The sequence below is a fragment of the Methylobacterium sp. UNCCL125 genome, from assembly GCF_900116795.1.
In the GTDB taxonomy this organism is placed as follows: Bacteria; Pseudomonadota; Alphaproteobacteria; order Rhizobiales; family Beijerinckiaceae; genus Methylobacterium; species Methylobacterium fujisawaense.
On record NZ_FPBW01000014.1, the window covers coordinates 106713 to 122038 of the forward strand.

Genomic DNA, 15326 nt, shown 5'->3' on the forward strand with positions numbered 1-15326 from the left:
CTCGCCGCTTAACGCCGCGTTAGCCCTCGATGCCGCCCGCGCTCGCCGTGTCGAGGCGGCCGATCGCCTCCGGCGAAAGGGTCAGCCGGACGGCGCCGAGGAGCTCGTCGAGTTGCGCCACCGAGGTCGCGCTGGCGATGGGCGCCGTGATGCCGGGGCGGGCGATGATCCAGGCAAGCGCCACCTGGGCCGGGCTGGCACCGTGCGTCTGCGCGACCGAATCGAGCACGTTCAGCAGCGCGAGACCGCGCGGGTTGAGGTACTTGGCGACGCGGTTCTCACGGGCCCGTCCCGTCGCGTCCTGGGCGCTGCGGTACTTGCCGGTGAGGAAGCCCGCGGCCAGCGAGAAGTAGCCGATGACGCCGATCTGTTCGGCCCGGCAGAGCGGCTCCAGCTCGGCCTCGTAGCCGCGCTGGGCGAGGCTGTAATCCGGCTGGAGGCATTCGTAGCGCGGCAGCCCCGCGGAGGCGGCGATCGTCAGTGCCTCCTTGAGCCGCGCCGCGCTGTAGTTCGAGGCCCCGATCGCGCGGACCTTGCCCGCCGCGATCAGGCGCTCATGGGCCCGCAGGGTCTCGTCCAGGGCCACGTCGGTATCGTCGACATGGGACTGGTAGAGGTCGATCCGGTCGATCCGCAGCCGCCGCAGCGAGGCCTCGCAGGCCCGCTCGATATGGGCCGCCGAGAGACCCTTGCCGGCCTCGCCCATGTCCATCCCGACCTTGGTCGCCAGCACGATCCTGTCCCGGACGCCCGGACGGCTGGCCAGCCACCGTCCGATCACCGTCTCGGATTCCCCGCCGACATGGCCGGGGGCCCAGCGCGAATAGACGTCGGCGGTGTCGATGAAATCGAAGCCGCTCTCCACGAACCGGTCGAGGATCGCGAAGGCGGTCGCCTCGTCGGCGGTCCAGCCGAAGACGTTGCCGCCCAGGCAGAACGGCGCGACCGTCAGGTCGGAGCGGCCGATGCGGCGCTTGTCCATGATGTCGGTCAGTCCTGCAGGAAGGGATTTGAGACACGCTCCTCGCCGAGCGTGCTCGTCGGGCCATGGCCCGGGATGAAAGCGATGTCGTCGCCGAGCGGCAGGACCTTGTCCTTGATGGCCCGGATCAGCTGCTCGTGGTTGCCGCCCGGCAGGTCGGTGCGGCCGACCGAGCCCTTGAATACCACGTCGCCGACCAGGGCGAACCGCGCGTCCCGGCTCACGAACACGACGCTGCCGGGCGAGTGCCCGGGGCAGTGAAGGATATCGAAGCCGAGACCGCCGACCGTCACGGCATCGCCCTCGTCGAGCCAGCGGTCGGGCGTGACGGGCCGGGCCGCGCCGAGGCCGTAATTGGCGGCGGTCTCGGGCAGGGAATCCAGCAGGAACTTGTCCGCCTGGTGCGGCCCCTCGATCGGAACGCCGAGGCGCTCGCGCAGCTCGTCGGCGCCGGCGGCGTGGTCGACATGACCGTGGGTCAGCAGGATCTTCTCGACGGTGACGCCCTGCTCGCGGATGGCCGCCTCGATCCGATCGAGATCGCCGCCGGGATCCACCACGGCGCCGACCTTGGTCGTGTCGTCCCAGATCAGGGTGCAGTTCTGCTGGAAGGGTGTGACCGGGATGATCCCGGCGCGTGGCGTACCTGGCATGTCGTCCCGCGTGTAGGCAGCGCCGCTCCGGACGCCCTCGGCCGCAGTTTAGCGCAGAACGCCGGTGGGCGGCACCCTGTGCGGCACGCTCAGGCCGCGTCGCCCCTGGGGCGGCGCAGGCCGTCGTGAAGCGCCAGCATCTCGGCCATGCCGAGCGCCCGCGAGCTCCAGCGCGTCTCCGCGGTGTTGACCTGCGTGAACCGGTCGTGGGACCGGCCGCCATAGGCTCCGAACAGGGTCCTGCCCGCCTCGACGGCACCGTCGTCCCGCGCCGTCTCGTCCGGCCGGTCGATCCGGTAGGACGGCGTCGGCGACCGGCCGGTCACGCCGATCCGCACCGAGGCGTCGCCGTAATGCTTCTGGCACAGCCTCATGGTGACCAGCACTTCGCGCAGGTAGTCTTCAGCGTCGGCGAGATCCGGCAGGATGTCGGCGATCGTCGCGTCCGAGGGATAATGCTTCGTCCGGGCCATGCTACACCTTGCTCAGGCGTGTCCTACCGTCTTCGCCGGCCGAGGGCGAGCCGGGCGCCGGTTTTCCTCACGCCGGCCGCCGCTTCAACAGCGCGTCGAGGCCCCCGACCCGGAACCAGTGGTATCCGTAGCCTTCCAGGAACAGGCAGTGCCGTCCGTCTTCGCCGACCTCGCTGCGGCTGCCGGTCAGCACATCGACGAGGATGTCGTGCTCGGGATCCTCCACGCCGGATGCCATGGCGACCTCGACGGGCTCCGGCGCCAGATTGTGGACACACAGGATGGCATTGCCGCGCCAGTCGTAGCGGAGCGCCAGCACCGAGGGACGCCCGGTCTCCATCGGGACCACGTCGCCCCAGCCGATCTCCGGCGCCTCCTTGCGCTGACGGATCATGCTCTGCATCCAGTTGAGCAGCGAGTCGGCCTCGTGGCGCTGGTCGGCGACGTTCACGTGCGCGTAGCCGTAGGGCCCGTGGTCGATCAGCGGAAGCACCGTGCGGTCGGCCGTGGAGAAGCCGCCCTGATACTCGCTGGTCCACTGCATCGGCGTGCGGGCGCAGTCCCGCTCCTTGAGCGCGAGCTCGTCGCCCATGCCGATCTCGTCGCCGTAACGCAGCACCGGCGTCCCCGGCAGGGTGAACATCAGCGAATAGGCCAGCCGGATGCGGCGGGGATCGCCGGCCAGCATCGGTGCGAAGCGGCGGCGGATGCCGCGGTCGTAGAGCTGCATCCCCTTCTCGGGCCCGAAGGCGTCGAACACGCTCTGACGCTGCTTGCCCGTCAGGCGTCCCAGGTCCAGCTCGTCGTGGTTCCGCAGGAAGATGCCCCATTGGCAGGAGAGCGGGCGCGGCTTCGTCCGCTCGATCGCCTTGACCAGCGGGCGCGCATCATGGGCCGCAAGGGCGTAGAAGGTCGCCTGATTGACCTGGAAGTTGAACATCATGTGCATGCGGTCGGCGTCGTCGCCGAAATAATCCATGTCCTGGTTCGGCAGGATGTTGGCCTCGGCCAGGATGATGGCGTCGCCCTGCCGCCATTGCAGGAACTCGCGCAGGTCGCGCAGCATCTCGAACTGCTCGCGGGGCTTGCCGCCGACATCAGCCCCCTTCTCGGCGATGACGAACGGCACGGCATCCATGCGGAAGCCTGAGACGCCCAGCTGGATCCAGAAACCCATGATCTTGAGGATCTCGGCCAGCACCTCGGGATTGGCGGTGTTGAGATCCGGCTGAAAGTTGAAGAAGCGGTGGAAATACCACGCCTTGGCCTTCGCATCGTAGGTCCAGGTGGTCTCCTGCACGCCCGGGAAGACCATGCCCTCGTCGGCGCTCGCGGGGCGCTCTTTCGACCAGACGTACCAGTCGCGATAGGGCGAGTCCGGGTCGGAGCGGGCCGACTGGAACCACGGGTGCTGGTCCGAGGTGTGGTTGACCACGAGGTCGATCAGCACCCGCAGCCCCCGCTGCTTGGCGGCGTGGGTGAAGGCGACGAAGTCACCGAGCGAGCCGTAATCGGGGTCGACGCCGTAATAGTCGGCGATGTCGTAGCCGCCATCCTTCTTGGGCGACGGCTGGAAGGGCATCAGCCACACCGCGGTGGCGCCCAGGCCCTGGATGTAGTCGAGCCGGCGCTCGAGCCCAGCGAAGTCGCCGATCCCGTCGCCGTTGGCATCCATGAAGGTGCCGACCGACAGGCAATAGATGATGGCGTTCTTGTACCACAGGTCGTTGATCATGGCCCCCCCGGCGTCGTCGCGCCTCACGAACGTGGGACCCCATCAAAGCGTTGCCGTGCGGCGTCTCCTTAAATCAGCCGCGTTGTGCACGCCCTGTTCAGGCGCGCTCCCGAAAGGTCCGCGCCCGCCCCGTCGCGTCCCCCGAACTCGGCCCGTATGAACGCCATCCTGATCAAGCTGTTCGCGACCGCCCTGACCCTGAGCCAAGTCACGACCCGGCCGGAGGCGGTCCGGACGCAGTTCGATCCAGCCACCGATGGGCCCGAGGTTGTGCGCCTGCTGCGCGACGGCTGCGCCCATATGCGCAAGGCCTTCGACATCGAGGACATCAACCTCGACGAGCTGATCACCACGGCGATGGAGGATCCGTCCACCGTCGCCGGGCCGGCCGCCCCGAAAATCCTGCACGGGCTCGACCTGAACGAGCTGAACACGAGCTACAAGCAGTTCTGCAAAGGCGAGAACCCGGCGAACTCGCCCTTCGACGCCAAGGCGGTGATCGAGTTCTACGACAACGCCACCAAGGACCTGCCCAGCGCCGAGGCCCTGCGCGACAAGGCGCTGCCCGGCATGACCCGGATCCTCGACGGCGCCGGCAAGCCCTTCGCCGAGGCCTCCGAGCCGAACGGGCGCCGCATCGTCGTGCCCATCACGGCGGTTCCGACGCTGGTGCAGAAGGCCTTCATCGCCGCCGAGGACAAGCGCTTCGAGACCCATCACGGCATCGACGAGCGCGGCGTGATCCGCGCCTTCATCGCCAATCTCGCCTCCCCGGGACGGCCGGCGGGCGGCTCGACCATCACCCAGCAGGTGGTCAAGAACCTTTCGGTCGGCGACGACGTCACCTACGAGCGCAAGATCCGCGAAATGATCGTCGCGTCGCGGCTGGAGCGGATCCTCTCGAAGCCGCAGATTCTCGGGCTCTATCTCAACGGCATCTATCTCGGCCGCGGCGCCTACGGCATCGAGATGGCGGCGCAGAGCTATTTCGGGAAGCCGGTGGGGCAGCTCACCCTGCCGGAGGCCGCGCTCCTCGCCGGCATGCCCAAGGGGCCGAATTTCTACAGCCCCGACAAGTATCCGGACCGGGCGCGGGAGCGGCGCGCCTACGTGCTCGCCCGCCTCAAGGAAGAGGGCGCGATCACCGAGGCCGAGATGAGCGCGGCGATCAAGTCCGATCTCGGGCTGAAGCCGATCGAGACCGCGCGGCGCGATTCCGGCTTCTACGTGGTGGATTTCCTCAATCGGGAGGCCCGCACCTTCGCGGGGGTGGATTCCCTGACCTCCGGGTCGCTGACCGTCCGCTCGACGATCAATGCGGGCCTGCAGCGCTCCGTCGAGGAGGCTCTCCAGGACGGGCTCGCCAATTACGAGCGCTCCACGGGCCGTCAGGTCTTCGCGGGGCCCGAACTCAACCTCGCCGACAGCGTCCGCCGGATCCAGGCCGCGACTCCTGCACCGGAGGGGGCGACCCAGGCGGCGCCCGCGGTGACGGGAGCGCGAACGGATGCGCCCAAGGCGGATGCCAAGATGGACGCCAAGGCGGACGCCAAGGCGCGTCGCGGCGAGAAGGTCGCGGCGGTCCCGCAGAAGAAGCCGGCCTGGCTTCTGGCGCTCGAGAGCGCTCGCCCGGTGCTCTACGACGTGCACTGGCCGATGGCGGTGGTGCTGGAGACCGGGCGCGGCGGCATGAAGGTCGGCCTCGCCGATGGCCGGACCGCCGTCCTCGACCCCGGCATCGCCCGGGGCAAGCTGCAGCTCTACGACGTGATCCGCGTGAAGGTCGGCTCGGGCAAGGGCGGCCTGCGCGCGCAGATCCGCGTCCGGCCTACGGTCCAGGGCGCGGCCCTGGTGATGGAGAACCAGACCGGCCGGATCCTCGCGATGGCCGGCGGCTTCTCCTACCCGCTGAGCCAGCTCAACCGCGTCACCCAGACGGTGCGCCAGCCCGGCTCGACCCTGAAGCCGCTGACCTATCTCGCCGCGCTCAATGCCGGCCTGCAGCCCAACACCCTGGTGATGGATTCCGCCGTCACCCTGCCGCCGATCGGCGGGACCGGCGATTCCTGGTCGCCGAAGAACTACGAGGGGGGCGGTTCGGGCCCCACCACCCTGCGGCGCGGCCTCGAATTCTCTAAGAACCTCGTCACCGCCCGTCTGCTCCAGGGTGGAATCGAACCCAAGGCGCCGGCGAGCCTGAAACGGGTCTGCGACATCGCCCTGGAGGCACAGATCTACGCCGAGTGCGAGCCCTACTATCCCTTCGTCCTCGGCGCGCAGCCGGTGCGGATGCTGGACCTCGCGGGCTTCTACGCGGCAGTGGCCAACGAGGGCGCGCGTCCGGCCCCCTACGCGCTCGAATCCGTCGAGCGGGACGGCAAGCCGCTCTACACGCACCCCGCCAAGGAGCCGGCGCGGATCGCCTCTGCGGACCGGGTCGCCTTCTACCAGCTCAAGACCATGCTGCAGGGGGTGACCCAGCACGGCACCGCGGCGGCGCTGTCGAAGGTCTCGGCCTACGTCGCCGGCAAGACCGGAACCTCCGAAAACGAGAACGACGCGTGGTTCGCGGGCCTGACCAACGAGATCAGCGTGGTGGTCTGGGTCGGCTACGACAACGCCGACGGCACCCGCAAGACCCTCGGCCGCGGCCAGACCGGCGGCCATGTCTCGGTGCCGATCGCCTCGGCGATCCTGCAGGCGGCCTGGGCGAACGGAATCGCCAAGACGCCGCTGCGGGGCCCCTCCCCCGAGGCGCGCCCCTTCATCGCAGACCTGGCGGTCGATCCGCGCAGCGGCGTGCGGATCGCGGGCGGCGGCTTTCTCGAGCATTTCCGCACAAGCGGCGACGGACGGATGGCGGACACGCAGTACCGCCTCGTTCCGCGGGAGACGCTCTACGCCATGCGGCCCGATGCCCAGGACGGCGATCTCGCCGGCGCCGACGACGGCGCGAACGTGGCGGGCGACTATTACGGCAACATGACGGGCGAGCGGCCGCGGGCCGACTTCCTGGACCCGTTCGGCGAGCGTCCGGCGCCGCGCAGCCGCCGTGCGCAGGGCGATGTGGATCTCTACGGGCAGGATCCGTACAAGCCTTGGCCCGGCCAGACGAACCGTTCGCCCTTCGGCGGGGATGACGACGCGCGCCGGCCGCGCCGCCGCGATCCGGACTACCTGTTCGGCGAAGATCCCGGTTACTGACTGCCCTCCCCGAGAGATGAGAATCCCGTTGCGTCAGCAGCTTCCTGCCGCCCTGGCGGCCGCCCTCACGGTCGCTCTCCCGGCCATCCCGGTCCGCGCTCAGACGCCCGCCGCCAACACGGCGCCGGCACCGGAGCGGGTCAAGGATGTGCCCTCGGTCACGGCCGTCGACCCCGCCGCGATCAAGCCGGGCCAGATCCTGTTCACCGATCACCGCGAGAATCCGTCGGCGCCGGAGAACGGCCTGATCCCGTATCTCGACTGGTTGAAGGTGCGGCCGGCCGAGGCGGCGGCGCTCGCCCCCTATCCCGGCTACAAGGAGCCGGATTACACCGTCACGGTGAACGGCGTGACGAAGCCCCGGCACGAGACGCTGAAGGTCTATGTGGCCGAGGGGCGCTTCGTCGTCCCGCGGCCGGCCGAGGCGATCGACCTGCAGGCCTTCGCCAATCTCGCCTTCGTCCAGAAGATGGATCCGGCGATCAAGCACCGCGCCATCTCGGCCGCCGACGTGACCCCCAATAAGGATCCGGCCGCCGCCTTCGCCAAGCGACCCGACCGGCCCTGGTGCGAGGGGGCGGGCGCCTGCATCGAGTCGCGCTACGATCTCGAGGGCAAGCTGCCGCTCGGGGTGAAGCTCGCCAACAAGCTGGAGGAAGGGTCGGCCAAGAAGATCGCCGAGTTCGTCTCGTTCCAGAGCGAGTTGCGGGTCCTCGGGCCGGACCAGGGCGCCGCGCTCAAGGCCCTGACCAAGATCGACACGTCCGTCACCGGCGGCCTGGAGCAGACGATCTTCTGGGTCAACCAGATCCTGCGCTTCGGCAAGTTCCTCGCCGTGTTCCAGCCGATGCCGAACGACCCGACCAAGACGGTGGTCACCACCTACATGGCCCTGGCGATCAAGGGGGACGTCCTCGACCGCAAGGCCGAGTACGCCCGTGTGCCGGTCCTCAAGAACCTGCTGCCGGCGCAGGTGCTGATGGGCAATTCGAGCTTCAACACCGGCAACTCGATCAGCGCCGGCCTGCCGGTCTACGCCCGCAACCGGATCGCCGCCTTCGCGGACGCGCTCACCAAGCGCTGACGCGTCGCGACCGCGGGTGTCACATCCCGCGGTTGCCGATCGTCGGCAGCGTGGGCTGGGTGTAGGCGCGATTCACGTCCCGGCGGCTCTGGGTGCCGTTCGTGTTGCCGGAGGCGCGGTAATTGTCGAGGTTGAAGGTCTCGGCCAGCCCGCTGCGCGAGTCCGGCCCGTCGCTGGTGCTGCAGGCACACAGGCCACCGATGGTGAGTGCGGAGAGGGCGAGAAGGGTCAAGCGCATCGCAAATCCTGAAGCCTGCCGGAGTCGAGCCTCCCTCCGGCATCTCCCGGACGAGGCCTCGACGAAACGTCTCGCGGCATGGTCAGCCCGGGAGCGCGCCCGTCAAGGTCGCGCGCAACGTGTAAATCCGTTCTGTGGCCTCCGATGCGCAGCGGCCACGGAAAATCCACCACACCCCCGGTTTGGGGCGGATACCGACGGGCAATCGTGTTGAGCGCGGCCCGCGCCCCCTGGCGAATCCGGACCGTTTCGGGCGACAACCCTCGGCAATGAGCAACGTCTTGCCCTTCCGCCCGCGTCCCACCGTCACGCGCCTCGCCCGCTGCGAGGTCGTGACCGTGGCCGGCGATCTTCTCGCCCTCCTGGAGCAGCTCGAGGATGTGAGCGCCCGTGCCGCCGCGATGGGTCGCCCCGCGCTCGAGGTTGAGCGGACGGTCCAGCACCTGCTCGATGCCGTGAGCGCGGTCGAGCGCGCCCTCGACTGCATCGGCGAGGGCGAGCAATCCGCTCCGGGCTGATCGGCGCTTCACCCCCAACGCATCCGGATCGCGTCATCGCCCTCAGACGGGGGCGTCGAATACTGCACCGCCGCGAAGTCGACCGGTGTTGCTAAGCAGATCGTAAATCATCCGGAACCCTCCAGTACGCCTTGCGGTTGAGGGTCGGATGCTCACGTCGGGCGTCGGTTCCGGAGGATGTCATGAGGCTTCGCACGAGCAGTTTGCTGGCCGTCATGACGTCCGGCGGCCTTCTCGCCGGGACGACGATGCACGCCCACGCGGCCGAACTGGGCTTCCTCGAGATGCTGTTCGGGGCTCGGCCGGCGGTTCAACAATCTCAGCCCGCGCAGACCCAGGCTCCGGCCTTCGAGGGCCGTTCGTATGGCCGCCAAGCGAGCCCGCGGCTCGGCGCCGCGCGCCGGCGCTTTCAGACCCGCTACGCGGCGCTGCCGCTGAAGATCCGCGTCAAGGAGCGGGAGATCAGCGAGCGCCAGACCCCCATCGACATGAAGGGCGGCGCCACGGCGGCTCTGTTGAAGGACGAGACGCTGCGCCCCGGCGACATCGTTGTCCTGAATGCCGGCGCCCGGGTGTTCACCGGGAATCCCGACAAGCGTCACGCCATCCGGGATTTCGAACCGGTCCAGAACTCGCGCTTGGTCAGCAAGGGCACCCGCAAGGTCCTGGCCGGCCTTTTCACACCGGTGGGCACCCTGCCCGCACAGGCCGCACGGCAGATGATGGCACGGGCGAAACAGCCGGCCCCCGAGATCGCGACGCCGATCCCCGCGCAGAAGACCGCGATGCGGGTGATCAACCCGTGGCATGAGGCGCAGTGACTGGCGCGACCGTCGCTCAGAAGAAGCGCTCCTTGATGACGATCGTGTCGCCCGGACGGACCGCGTAGGTCATCGGCACGATTCCCGAGACCAGCGTGCCGTTGGTGTCGCGGGTCAGAACGGCATAATCCCGCGCCGCCCGGGGGCCGAAGCCGGCGGCGATGGCCACCGCCGTCTCGACGGTCATGCCGTTGACGAACGGATACTGGCCCGAGGTGGTCACCTCCCCGAGAATGTAGAAAGGCCGGTAGGCGTCCACCTCCACGGTGACGTGCGGCTCGCGGACGAACCCGGCCGCCAGCTTGGCCTCGACCGCCTTGGCCGCCTGGGCGGTCGTCTGGCCGCCGACCTGCACGGTGCCGATCAGCGGCATGGCGATGCGACCGGCACCATCCACCGCGTAAATGTTCGACAGGTTGTCCTGGCCGAAGACGATCACCCGAAGCTTGTCGCCCGCCGCCAGCGTGTAGCGGGCAGCGATCGACCCGGTGCCGGTCGCGTCGAGTTCGTCGGTGCGGAAGCTCGGCCGCAGGCAGCCGCCGAGTGCCAGAGTCGAGCCGAGTGCGAGAAGCAGAGCGCGCCGGTTCATCACCATCGCCGTCAAGGATGCAGTTGCCGGATCATCTAGGCCGTTAAGGTTAATGAAACTTGATCACCGCCGGACGGGCCGGCCGGCGCCGCCGGTCCGCGCGCGCCTTAACTCTTGAGCAACCTTAACATCCACTAATGGCGGCGGGCGGGCAGTAATGCCGGCCCGGTTTTCCGCCGCGTCCAGAGCGTCCGCATGTCCTCTATACGTCAACGCTCGACCAACGCCCTGCCCAGCCCGCAGCCGCGCGCCGAGGAGGGCCTCGGTCTCGCGCAGCTGCCGCGGATCCTGCGGCGCTCGATCGGATGGATCGTCGGACCGACCCTGGTGGTCGCCCTGGGGGCGAGCGTCTTCGTCAACGTGGTCAGCCCCCGCTACACCGGCGAGGCGAAGGTTCTCCTGGAGAGCCGCGACCCGGCCTTCGCCCGCACCGCGCAGGAACGCGCCGACCAGCTCGCACCCATCGACGAGCAGGCTGTGGCGAGCCAGGTGCAGGTGGTCATGTCCCGGGATCTCGCCCGCGAGGCGATCCGCCGGCTCAAGCTCGTGGGCAATGCCGAATTCGATCCCGGCGCCGGCAGCATCGGCCCGGTGCAGCGCGTGCTGATGATGCTCGGCATCGGCGCCAATCCTCTGGACCGCCCGGCCGAGGACCGCGTGCTCGATGCCTATTTCGATCACCTGCTGGTCTTTCCCGCCGGAAAGTCGCGCATCCTGACGATCGAGTTCCGCGCGAAGGATCCGAAGCTCGCGGCCGAAGCCGCCAACACCATCGCGAAGCTCTACATCGGATCGCTGGAGGCCGATAAGGTCGATACCGCCCGCTATGCCTCCACGTGGCTCGGCGGCAACATCGATGGGCTCCGCAAGCGCGTCGCCGAAGCCGAGGCGAAGGTCGAGGCGTTCCGCGTCAAGAACGGCCTCGTGGGCAGCGCCGGCGCCACCGGCCGGCCCCTCAACGCGCAGCAGCTCGGCGAATTGTCGAGCCAGCTCTCGGCGGCGCGGAGCCTGAAGGCCGATCTCGACGGCAAGGTGAAGGCCATCAAGGACCTGATCAAGGACGGGCGCGCCTTCGAGATCCCGGATGTCGCGAACAACGAGGTGATCCGGCGGATCGTCGAGAACCGGATCTCGGTGCGCGCCCAGCTCGCCCTCGAATCGCGCACGCTTCTGCCGGCCCATCCGCGGATCAAGGAACTCAACGCCCAGCTCGAGGATCTCGACGCGCAGATCAAGGGCTCCGCCGAGCGCATCGTGCGGACGATGGACAACGACGCCAAGATCGCCGGCGCACGGGTCGAGAGCCTCCGGAACGCCGTGGACGGCCAGCAGGACGTCGTCGCCCAGGGGAACGCCAGCGAGATCCAGCTCCGGGCGCTGGAGCGCGAGGCCAAGGCGCAGCGTGAGCAGCTCGAATCCTATCTCGGCCGCTACCGCGAGGCGGCGGCGCGCGACGGCGAGGCGGCGACGCCGGCCGATGCCCGGATCGTATCCCGCGCGGTGACGCCCGAGGTGCCGTCCTTCCCGAAGAAGTTGCCGATCGTCGCTTTCGCGACGCTGCTGACCCTCATGCTCTCGGCCGGCGGCGTCATCGCCAGCGCGCTGCTCGCCGAATCCGGCCGCGCTGCCGGACAGCGCGACGGCGATCCGACGGACGATCGCCGCCGCCGCGAGCCGTTGATGGACCGGCCGACCTTCGCGTTTCCGGAGCCGATGCCGTCCGAGCGCTGGTCCCAGCCGTCGGAGGCCGCAGCCGCCTCCGCGACGACGGCACCCGTGGCGAAAGCGTCTGCCGGCACCGCCGAGGCCTTCGACCTTGCGCCCCTCGTCGCGCGCATCGCCGCAGCGCCCCGCGACCCGGGGGCCCAGTCCGGCCGCCGGATCCTGATCGTCGAGACCGAGGACCGGCGCGGTCCGGCGACGCTCTCAGAGGCCCTGACCCGTGCCCTCGGCCGCGAGGGGAGCCTCGTCGCCGTGGATCTGAACGCGCCGAGCAGCGGGCCCCGGGGCTTGGGCTTCTCCGACCTCATCGCCAGCGAGGCTGCCTTCCTCGATGTGATTCAGGCCGGTCGCGCCGGCGGTCATCATCGGATCGCGGCCGGGCTCCACGATTCGACGGTCCTGTTCGACGCGCCGGACGCTCTGGTGTTGACCTTCGAAGCCATGGCGGAGGCCTACGAGTGCGTGCTCTTCCGGCTCGCCGCCGCGCCCGGCGCCGTCGACCTGCTCGAGCTCGTCGCGGGCTTCATGGACTGCGTGGTGATCGCGTCGAATGCCGATGCGGAGGATCCGGCGCTGGCCGATCTCTACGCCCTGGCCGAGGATGCGGGTGCGGGGCAGATCCTGGTCGCTCAGGACCGTCCGGCGAATGCGGGTTTCGAGGATCCGGCGGCTGAGCTGCGCCTGAGCGCCGCTTGAGACGGGTGTCGCCGGGCGCAGGTCCGGCCCAGGACGCGACGGTCAGGGCCGGCGGCGCAAAGCCCGGAGCCGCTTGAGGACGGCGTAGAGACGCGGGTCTCGCTTGATGCGCCGCTTGGTGCGCGTCAGGCTTCCGCGCACGGCCCCGTAGGTCCGGCCGCGCAAGGTCACCGGTATGACCGTCTCGACGAGGCTGATCGTCTCGTCGCAGATGCTGGCCTTGTAGCGCGCCTCGCCGACGCCGAGGTCGAAGCCTTGCCGGCCCCGGTCCGTCTGATCGCGCACCAGATGTTGCAGCAACAGGTCCCCGGGGCTGTACCGGGCGATCTCCGGGTCGGCGTCGAATGCCGTCATCATGCCGCTGAAGCGCCGGTCGCTCACGGCGCCGCCGAACGTTGCCAGGACCCGGCCGCTCTCGACGAGGCAGAGGGCATGCACCTCCATCGCCGGCTCCGCGCCGGTCGACGCCGCCGCGAGGAAGGCGCGGATCGCGGGATCGGCATAGGGGTCGGAGATGCCCATGACGGCGAAGCGCGCCGATTTCTGCGCGTAGAAGGCGGCCAGCAGACGCTGCGCCTCCTCGGGCGTCCCGGCGCGGCGGTAGGCGATGGCGCCGTGCGCCTCGATGAGGCGCTTCTCCTTCGAGCGCAGCTTCTTGCGGGCGTCGGCACTGAAGACCCGGCGCACGGTCGCCTCCGGGTCCGGCCCGAGCATGAGACCGTAGGCATCGCTGGCCTCGGGCTCGCCGGTCGCGGCGAGCGGATTCGCCGCCCCGTCCCACATCCTGGGTTGATGCTTGAGGGTGTAGGCGTCGATGCCGTTGGCCCGGCCCGCCTGGATCAGGGCCGTGACGATGCTGCTGGGCGGGAGGGCTGCCGCATCGCGGGTGGCGAAGAGCGGCATATGATAGTTGGCGTGCGTGTCACCGACGGTGCGCGCGATGCGGAGGCCGTGTTCCCGCTGCAGCGTCAACGGCATGAGAAGGCGTGGACGCCCATCTGCGTTCCGCACGATCACGATGCGGGCATGCTCGACCTGCCCGGTCGCATGCAGATAGGCGCTCACCCAGTCGAACCGCTGATAGGGCGTCCCGAGGGCGGCCGGCTCGGTTTCGAGCCGGCGCCAGAGTGCCTCGGCGGCATTCAGATCCGGGATGATCTCCGCGATGAGCCCGTGGGCCAGGCGCGATTCGACCATGTCCGTTCCTGCCATCTGGACGCCGGTCGCCATGACCCGATCTCCCAGGGACCACCGACGATCCCGTGCCGCCCGAATACTGGGTTCCAGGGCCTGAATGGCCCGTCACCCCAACGCGGGATCCTTGGCCCGCGGCGCGGCACGGCGCGGCAAAAGGGATGCTTGGCTAACAGCTCCTTTCTTCCGGTCGCCCCTCGGTGCGGCGGCTTTCGGATTTGTTTACCGCGTCGCGCCAAGGCTCCGTGGTACGGGCGCTGCGGCCCGATCGGTTCAGAATCATGCTGTCGTCGCGCGCCAAGCATCGGGTCTTCGCGTCCGGCTTTCGCGCGATACAGGCGCTTGGGGCGGATCGGTGGCTCGGCCCCGCCGCCCGCGGCCTCGGTGTGATCCTCACATTCCACCACGTCAGCCCCGCGCCGAGTCCCGCCTTCGCGCCGAATCGCCTGCTGGGCATCACGCCGGAATTCCTCGACCTGACCCTGCGGGAACTCGATGCCCGGGGCTTCGAGGTCATCGGCCTGGATCACCTGCCGGAGCGCCTGGCCGAACCCGATTACGGGCCGCCCTTCGCGGTCCTGACATTCGATGACGGCTACCGGGACAACGTCGTACACGCGCGTCCCGTGCTGGCCCGCCACGGCGCGCCATGGACGTTGTTCGTCACCAGCGGCTTCGCCGATCAGGCCGGCCGGCTCTGGTGGATCGAGCTGGAGCACGCGATCGCGCGCCTCGATCGCGTGCGGATCGACATCGGGTCCCGCAGCGTGGACTTGCCGGCCCGCAGCCCGCAGGAGAAGGCTCTAGCCTTCGAAGTCGTTTACCGAGACCTGCGCCGCGGCCGCGAGGCCGACCTTCTCGACCGGATCGCCGAGCTCTGCCGACAGGCCGGCTTCCCGCCCGGACGGATCGCCTCCGAACTGTGCCTGTCCTGGGCGGAGCTGCGCGACCTCGCGGCCGACCCGGCCGTCACCATCGGCGCGCATACGGTGAGCCACCCGATGCTGGCCAAGCACGACGCCGCCTTCGCCGCCCGCGAGATCGCCGAGGGACGCGCGCGGATCGAGGCGGAACTCGGACGGCAGGTGCGGCACCTGTCCTATCCGGTGGGAGACCCGACCTCCGCCGGACCGCGGGAATTCGCCCTGGCGCGGGAGATGGGCTTTGCGACGGCAGTGACCACGCGGCCCGGTCACCTGTTCGCCGAGCATGCCGCGCACCTTCAGGCCCTGCCCCGGGTCTCGGTGAACGGCTGCCACCAGACGGGTGCGGCGCTCGCCGGACTTCTCTCCGGTGTTCCGTTCCTGGCGTGGAATCGCGGGCGGCGCGTCAACGTCGCCTGAAGCGGCGTCGCGGTTCGAACCGGCCCCTGACGATGCCGGACGAGTTCATCGAGGCGGGTGCCGGGACCGGATCG

General features: G+C 69.5%; 13 protein-coding genes. 6 read left to right on the forward strand and 7 right to left on the reverse strand.

Annotation, left to right across the window (positions count from 1 at the left end; translation table 11 throughout):
* Window positions 1-19: 19 nt before the first annotated feature.
* The 4 genes from BM396_RS15895 to BM396_RS15910 all read right to left on the reverse strand — a co-directional run bounded on the left by BM396_RS15895 (window position 20) and on the right by BM396_RS15910 (window position 3843).
* Window positions 20-982: an aldo/keto reductase gene (locus BM396_RS15895; RefSeq protein ID WP_043380908.1), complete on the reverse strand. Its 963-nt coding sequence runs from the start codon at window positions 980-982 to the stop codon at window positions 20-22.
* 8 nt (window positions 983-990) lie between these two features.
* Window positions 991-1635 (reverse strand): MBL fold metallo-hydrolase, encoded by a 645-nt coding sequence (locus tag BM396_RS15900; protein WP_043380910.1) that lies wholly within the window; start codon window positions 1633-1635, stop codon window positions 991-993.
* An 89-nt stretch (window positions 1636-1724) separates the two neighbouring features.
* Window positions 1725-2108 (reverse strand): hypothetical protein, encoded by a 384-nt coding sequence (locus BM396_RS15905; protein WP_043345342.1) that lies wholly within the window; start codon window positions 2106-2108, stop codon window positions 1725-1727.
* A gap of 67 nt (window positions 2109-2175) precedes the next feature.
* Window positions 2176-3843, reverse strand: a complete 1668-nt coding sequence (locus tag BM396_RS15910; protein ID WP_043380913.1) for an alpha-amylase family protein — start codon at window positions 3841-3843, stop codon at window positions 2176-2178.
* Window positions 3844-3999: 156 nt separating this feature from the next.
* Between BM396_RS15910 and BM396_RS15915 the strand changes: the two genes are divergently transcribed.
* Complete coding sequence (locus BM396_RS15915) at window positions 4000-7047, forward strand: penicillin-binding protein 1A (RefSeq protein ID WP_043380915.1); 3048 nt, start codon at window positions 4000-4002, stop codon at window positions 7045-7047.
* A gap of 28 nt (window positions 7048-7075) precedes the next feature.
* Window positions 7076-8131 (forward strand): hypothetical protein, encoded by a 1056-nt coding sequence (locus tag BM396_RS15920; protein WP_043380918.1) that lies wholly within the window; start codon window positions 7076-7078, stop codon window positions 8129-8131.
* Window positions 8132-8150: 19 nt separating this feature from the next.
* On the opposite strand, the gene BM396_RS15925 is transcribed toward BM396_RS15920, so the two are convergent.
* Complete coding sequence (locus BM396_RS15925; RefSeq protein WP_043380921.1) at window positions 8151-8369, reverse strand: hypothetical protein; 219 nt, start codon at window positions 8367-8369, stop codon at window positions 8151-8153.
* 269 nt (window positions 8370-8638) lie between these two features.
* Here BM396_RS15925 and BM396_RS15930 point away from each other — a divergent pair, with 269 nt between their 5' ends.
* Entirely contained in the window at window positions 8639-8887 is a 249-nt protein-coding gene (locus BM396_RS15930; protein WP_043345326.1) for a hypothetical protein, read from the forward strand.
* A 182-nt stretch (window positions 8888-9069) separates the two neighbouring features.
* Window positions 9070-9708 (forward strand): hypothetical protein, encoded by a 639-nt coding sequence (locus tag BM396_RS15935; RefSeq protein WP_043380923.1) that lies wholly within the window; start codon window positions 9070-9072, stop codon window positions 9706-9708.
* A gap of 16 nt (window positions 9709-9724) precedes the next feature.
* Here the strand turns inward: BM396_RS15935 and BM396_RS15940 are convergent, their stop codons facing one another.
* Window positions 9725-10303 (reverse strand): polysaccharide biosynthesis/export family protein, encoded by a 579-nt coding sequence (locus BM396_RS15940; RefSeq protein WP_043345320.1) that lies wholly within the window; start codon window positions 10301-10303, stop codon window positions 9725-9727.
* Window positions 10304-10492: 189 nt separating this feature from the next.
* Here BM396_RS15940 and BM396_RS15945 point away from each other — a divergent pair, with 189 nt between their 5' ends.
* On the forward strand, window positions 10493-12715 hold the full coding sequence (locus BM396_RS15945) for a GumC family protein (RefSeq protein WP_043380926.1): 2223 nt from the start codon (window positions 10493-10495) through the stop codon (window positions 12713-12715).
* A 42-nt stretch (window positions 12716-12757) separates the two neighbouring features.
* On the opposite strand, the gene BM396_RS15950 is transcribed toward BM396_RS15945, so the two are convergent.
* Window positions 12758-13945, reverse strand: a complete 1188-nt coding sequence (locus BM396_RS15950; protein WP_051975976.1) for a GNAT family N-acetyltransferase — start codon at window positions 13943-13945, stop codon at window positions 12758-12760.
* A 245-nt stretch (window positions 13946-14190) separates the two neighbouring features.
* On the opposite strand from BM396_RS15950, the gene BM396_RS15955 reads away from it, so the two are divergent.
* The gene (locus BM396_RS15955) at window positions 14191-15252 is read left to right on the forward strand and encodes a polysaccharide deacetylase family protein (protein WP_043380929.1); all 1062 of its coding nucleotides are present in this window, start codon (window positions 14191-14193) and stop codon (window positions 15250-15252) included.
* Window positions 15253-15326 lie beyond the last annotated feature (74 nt).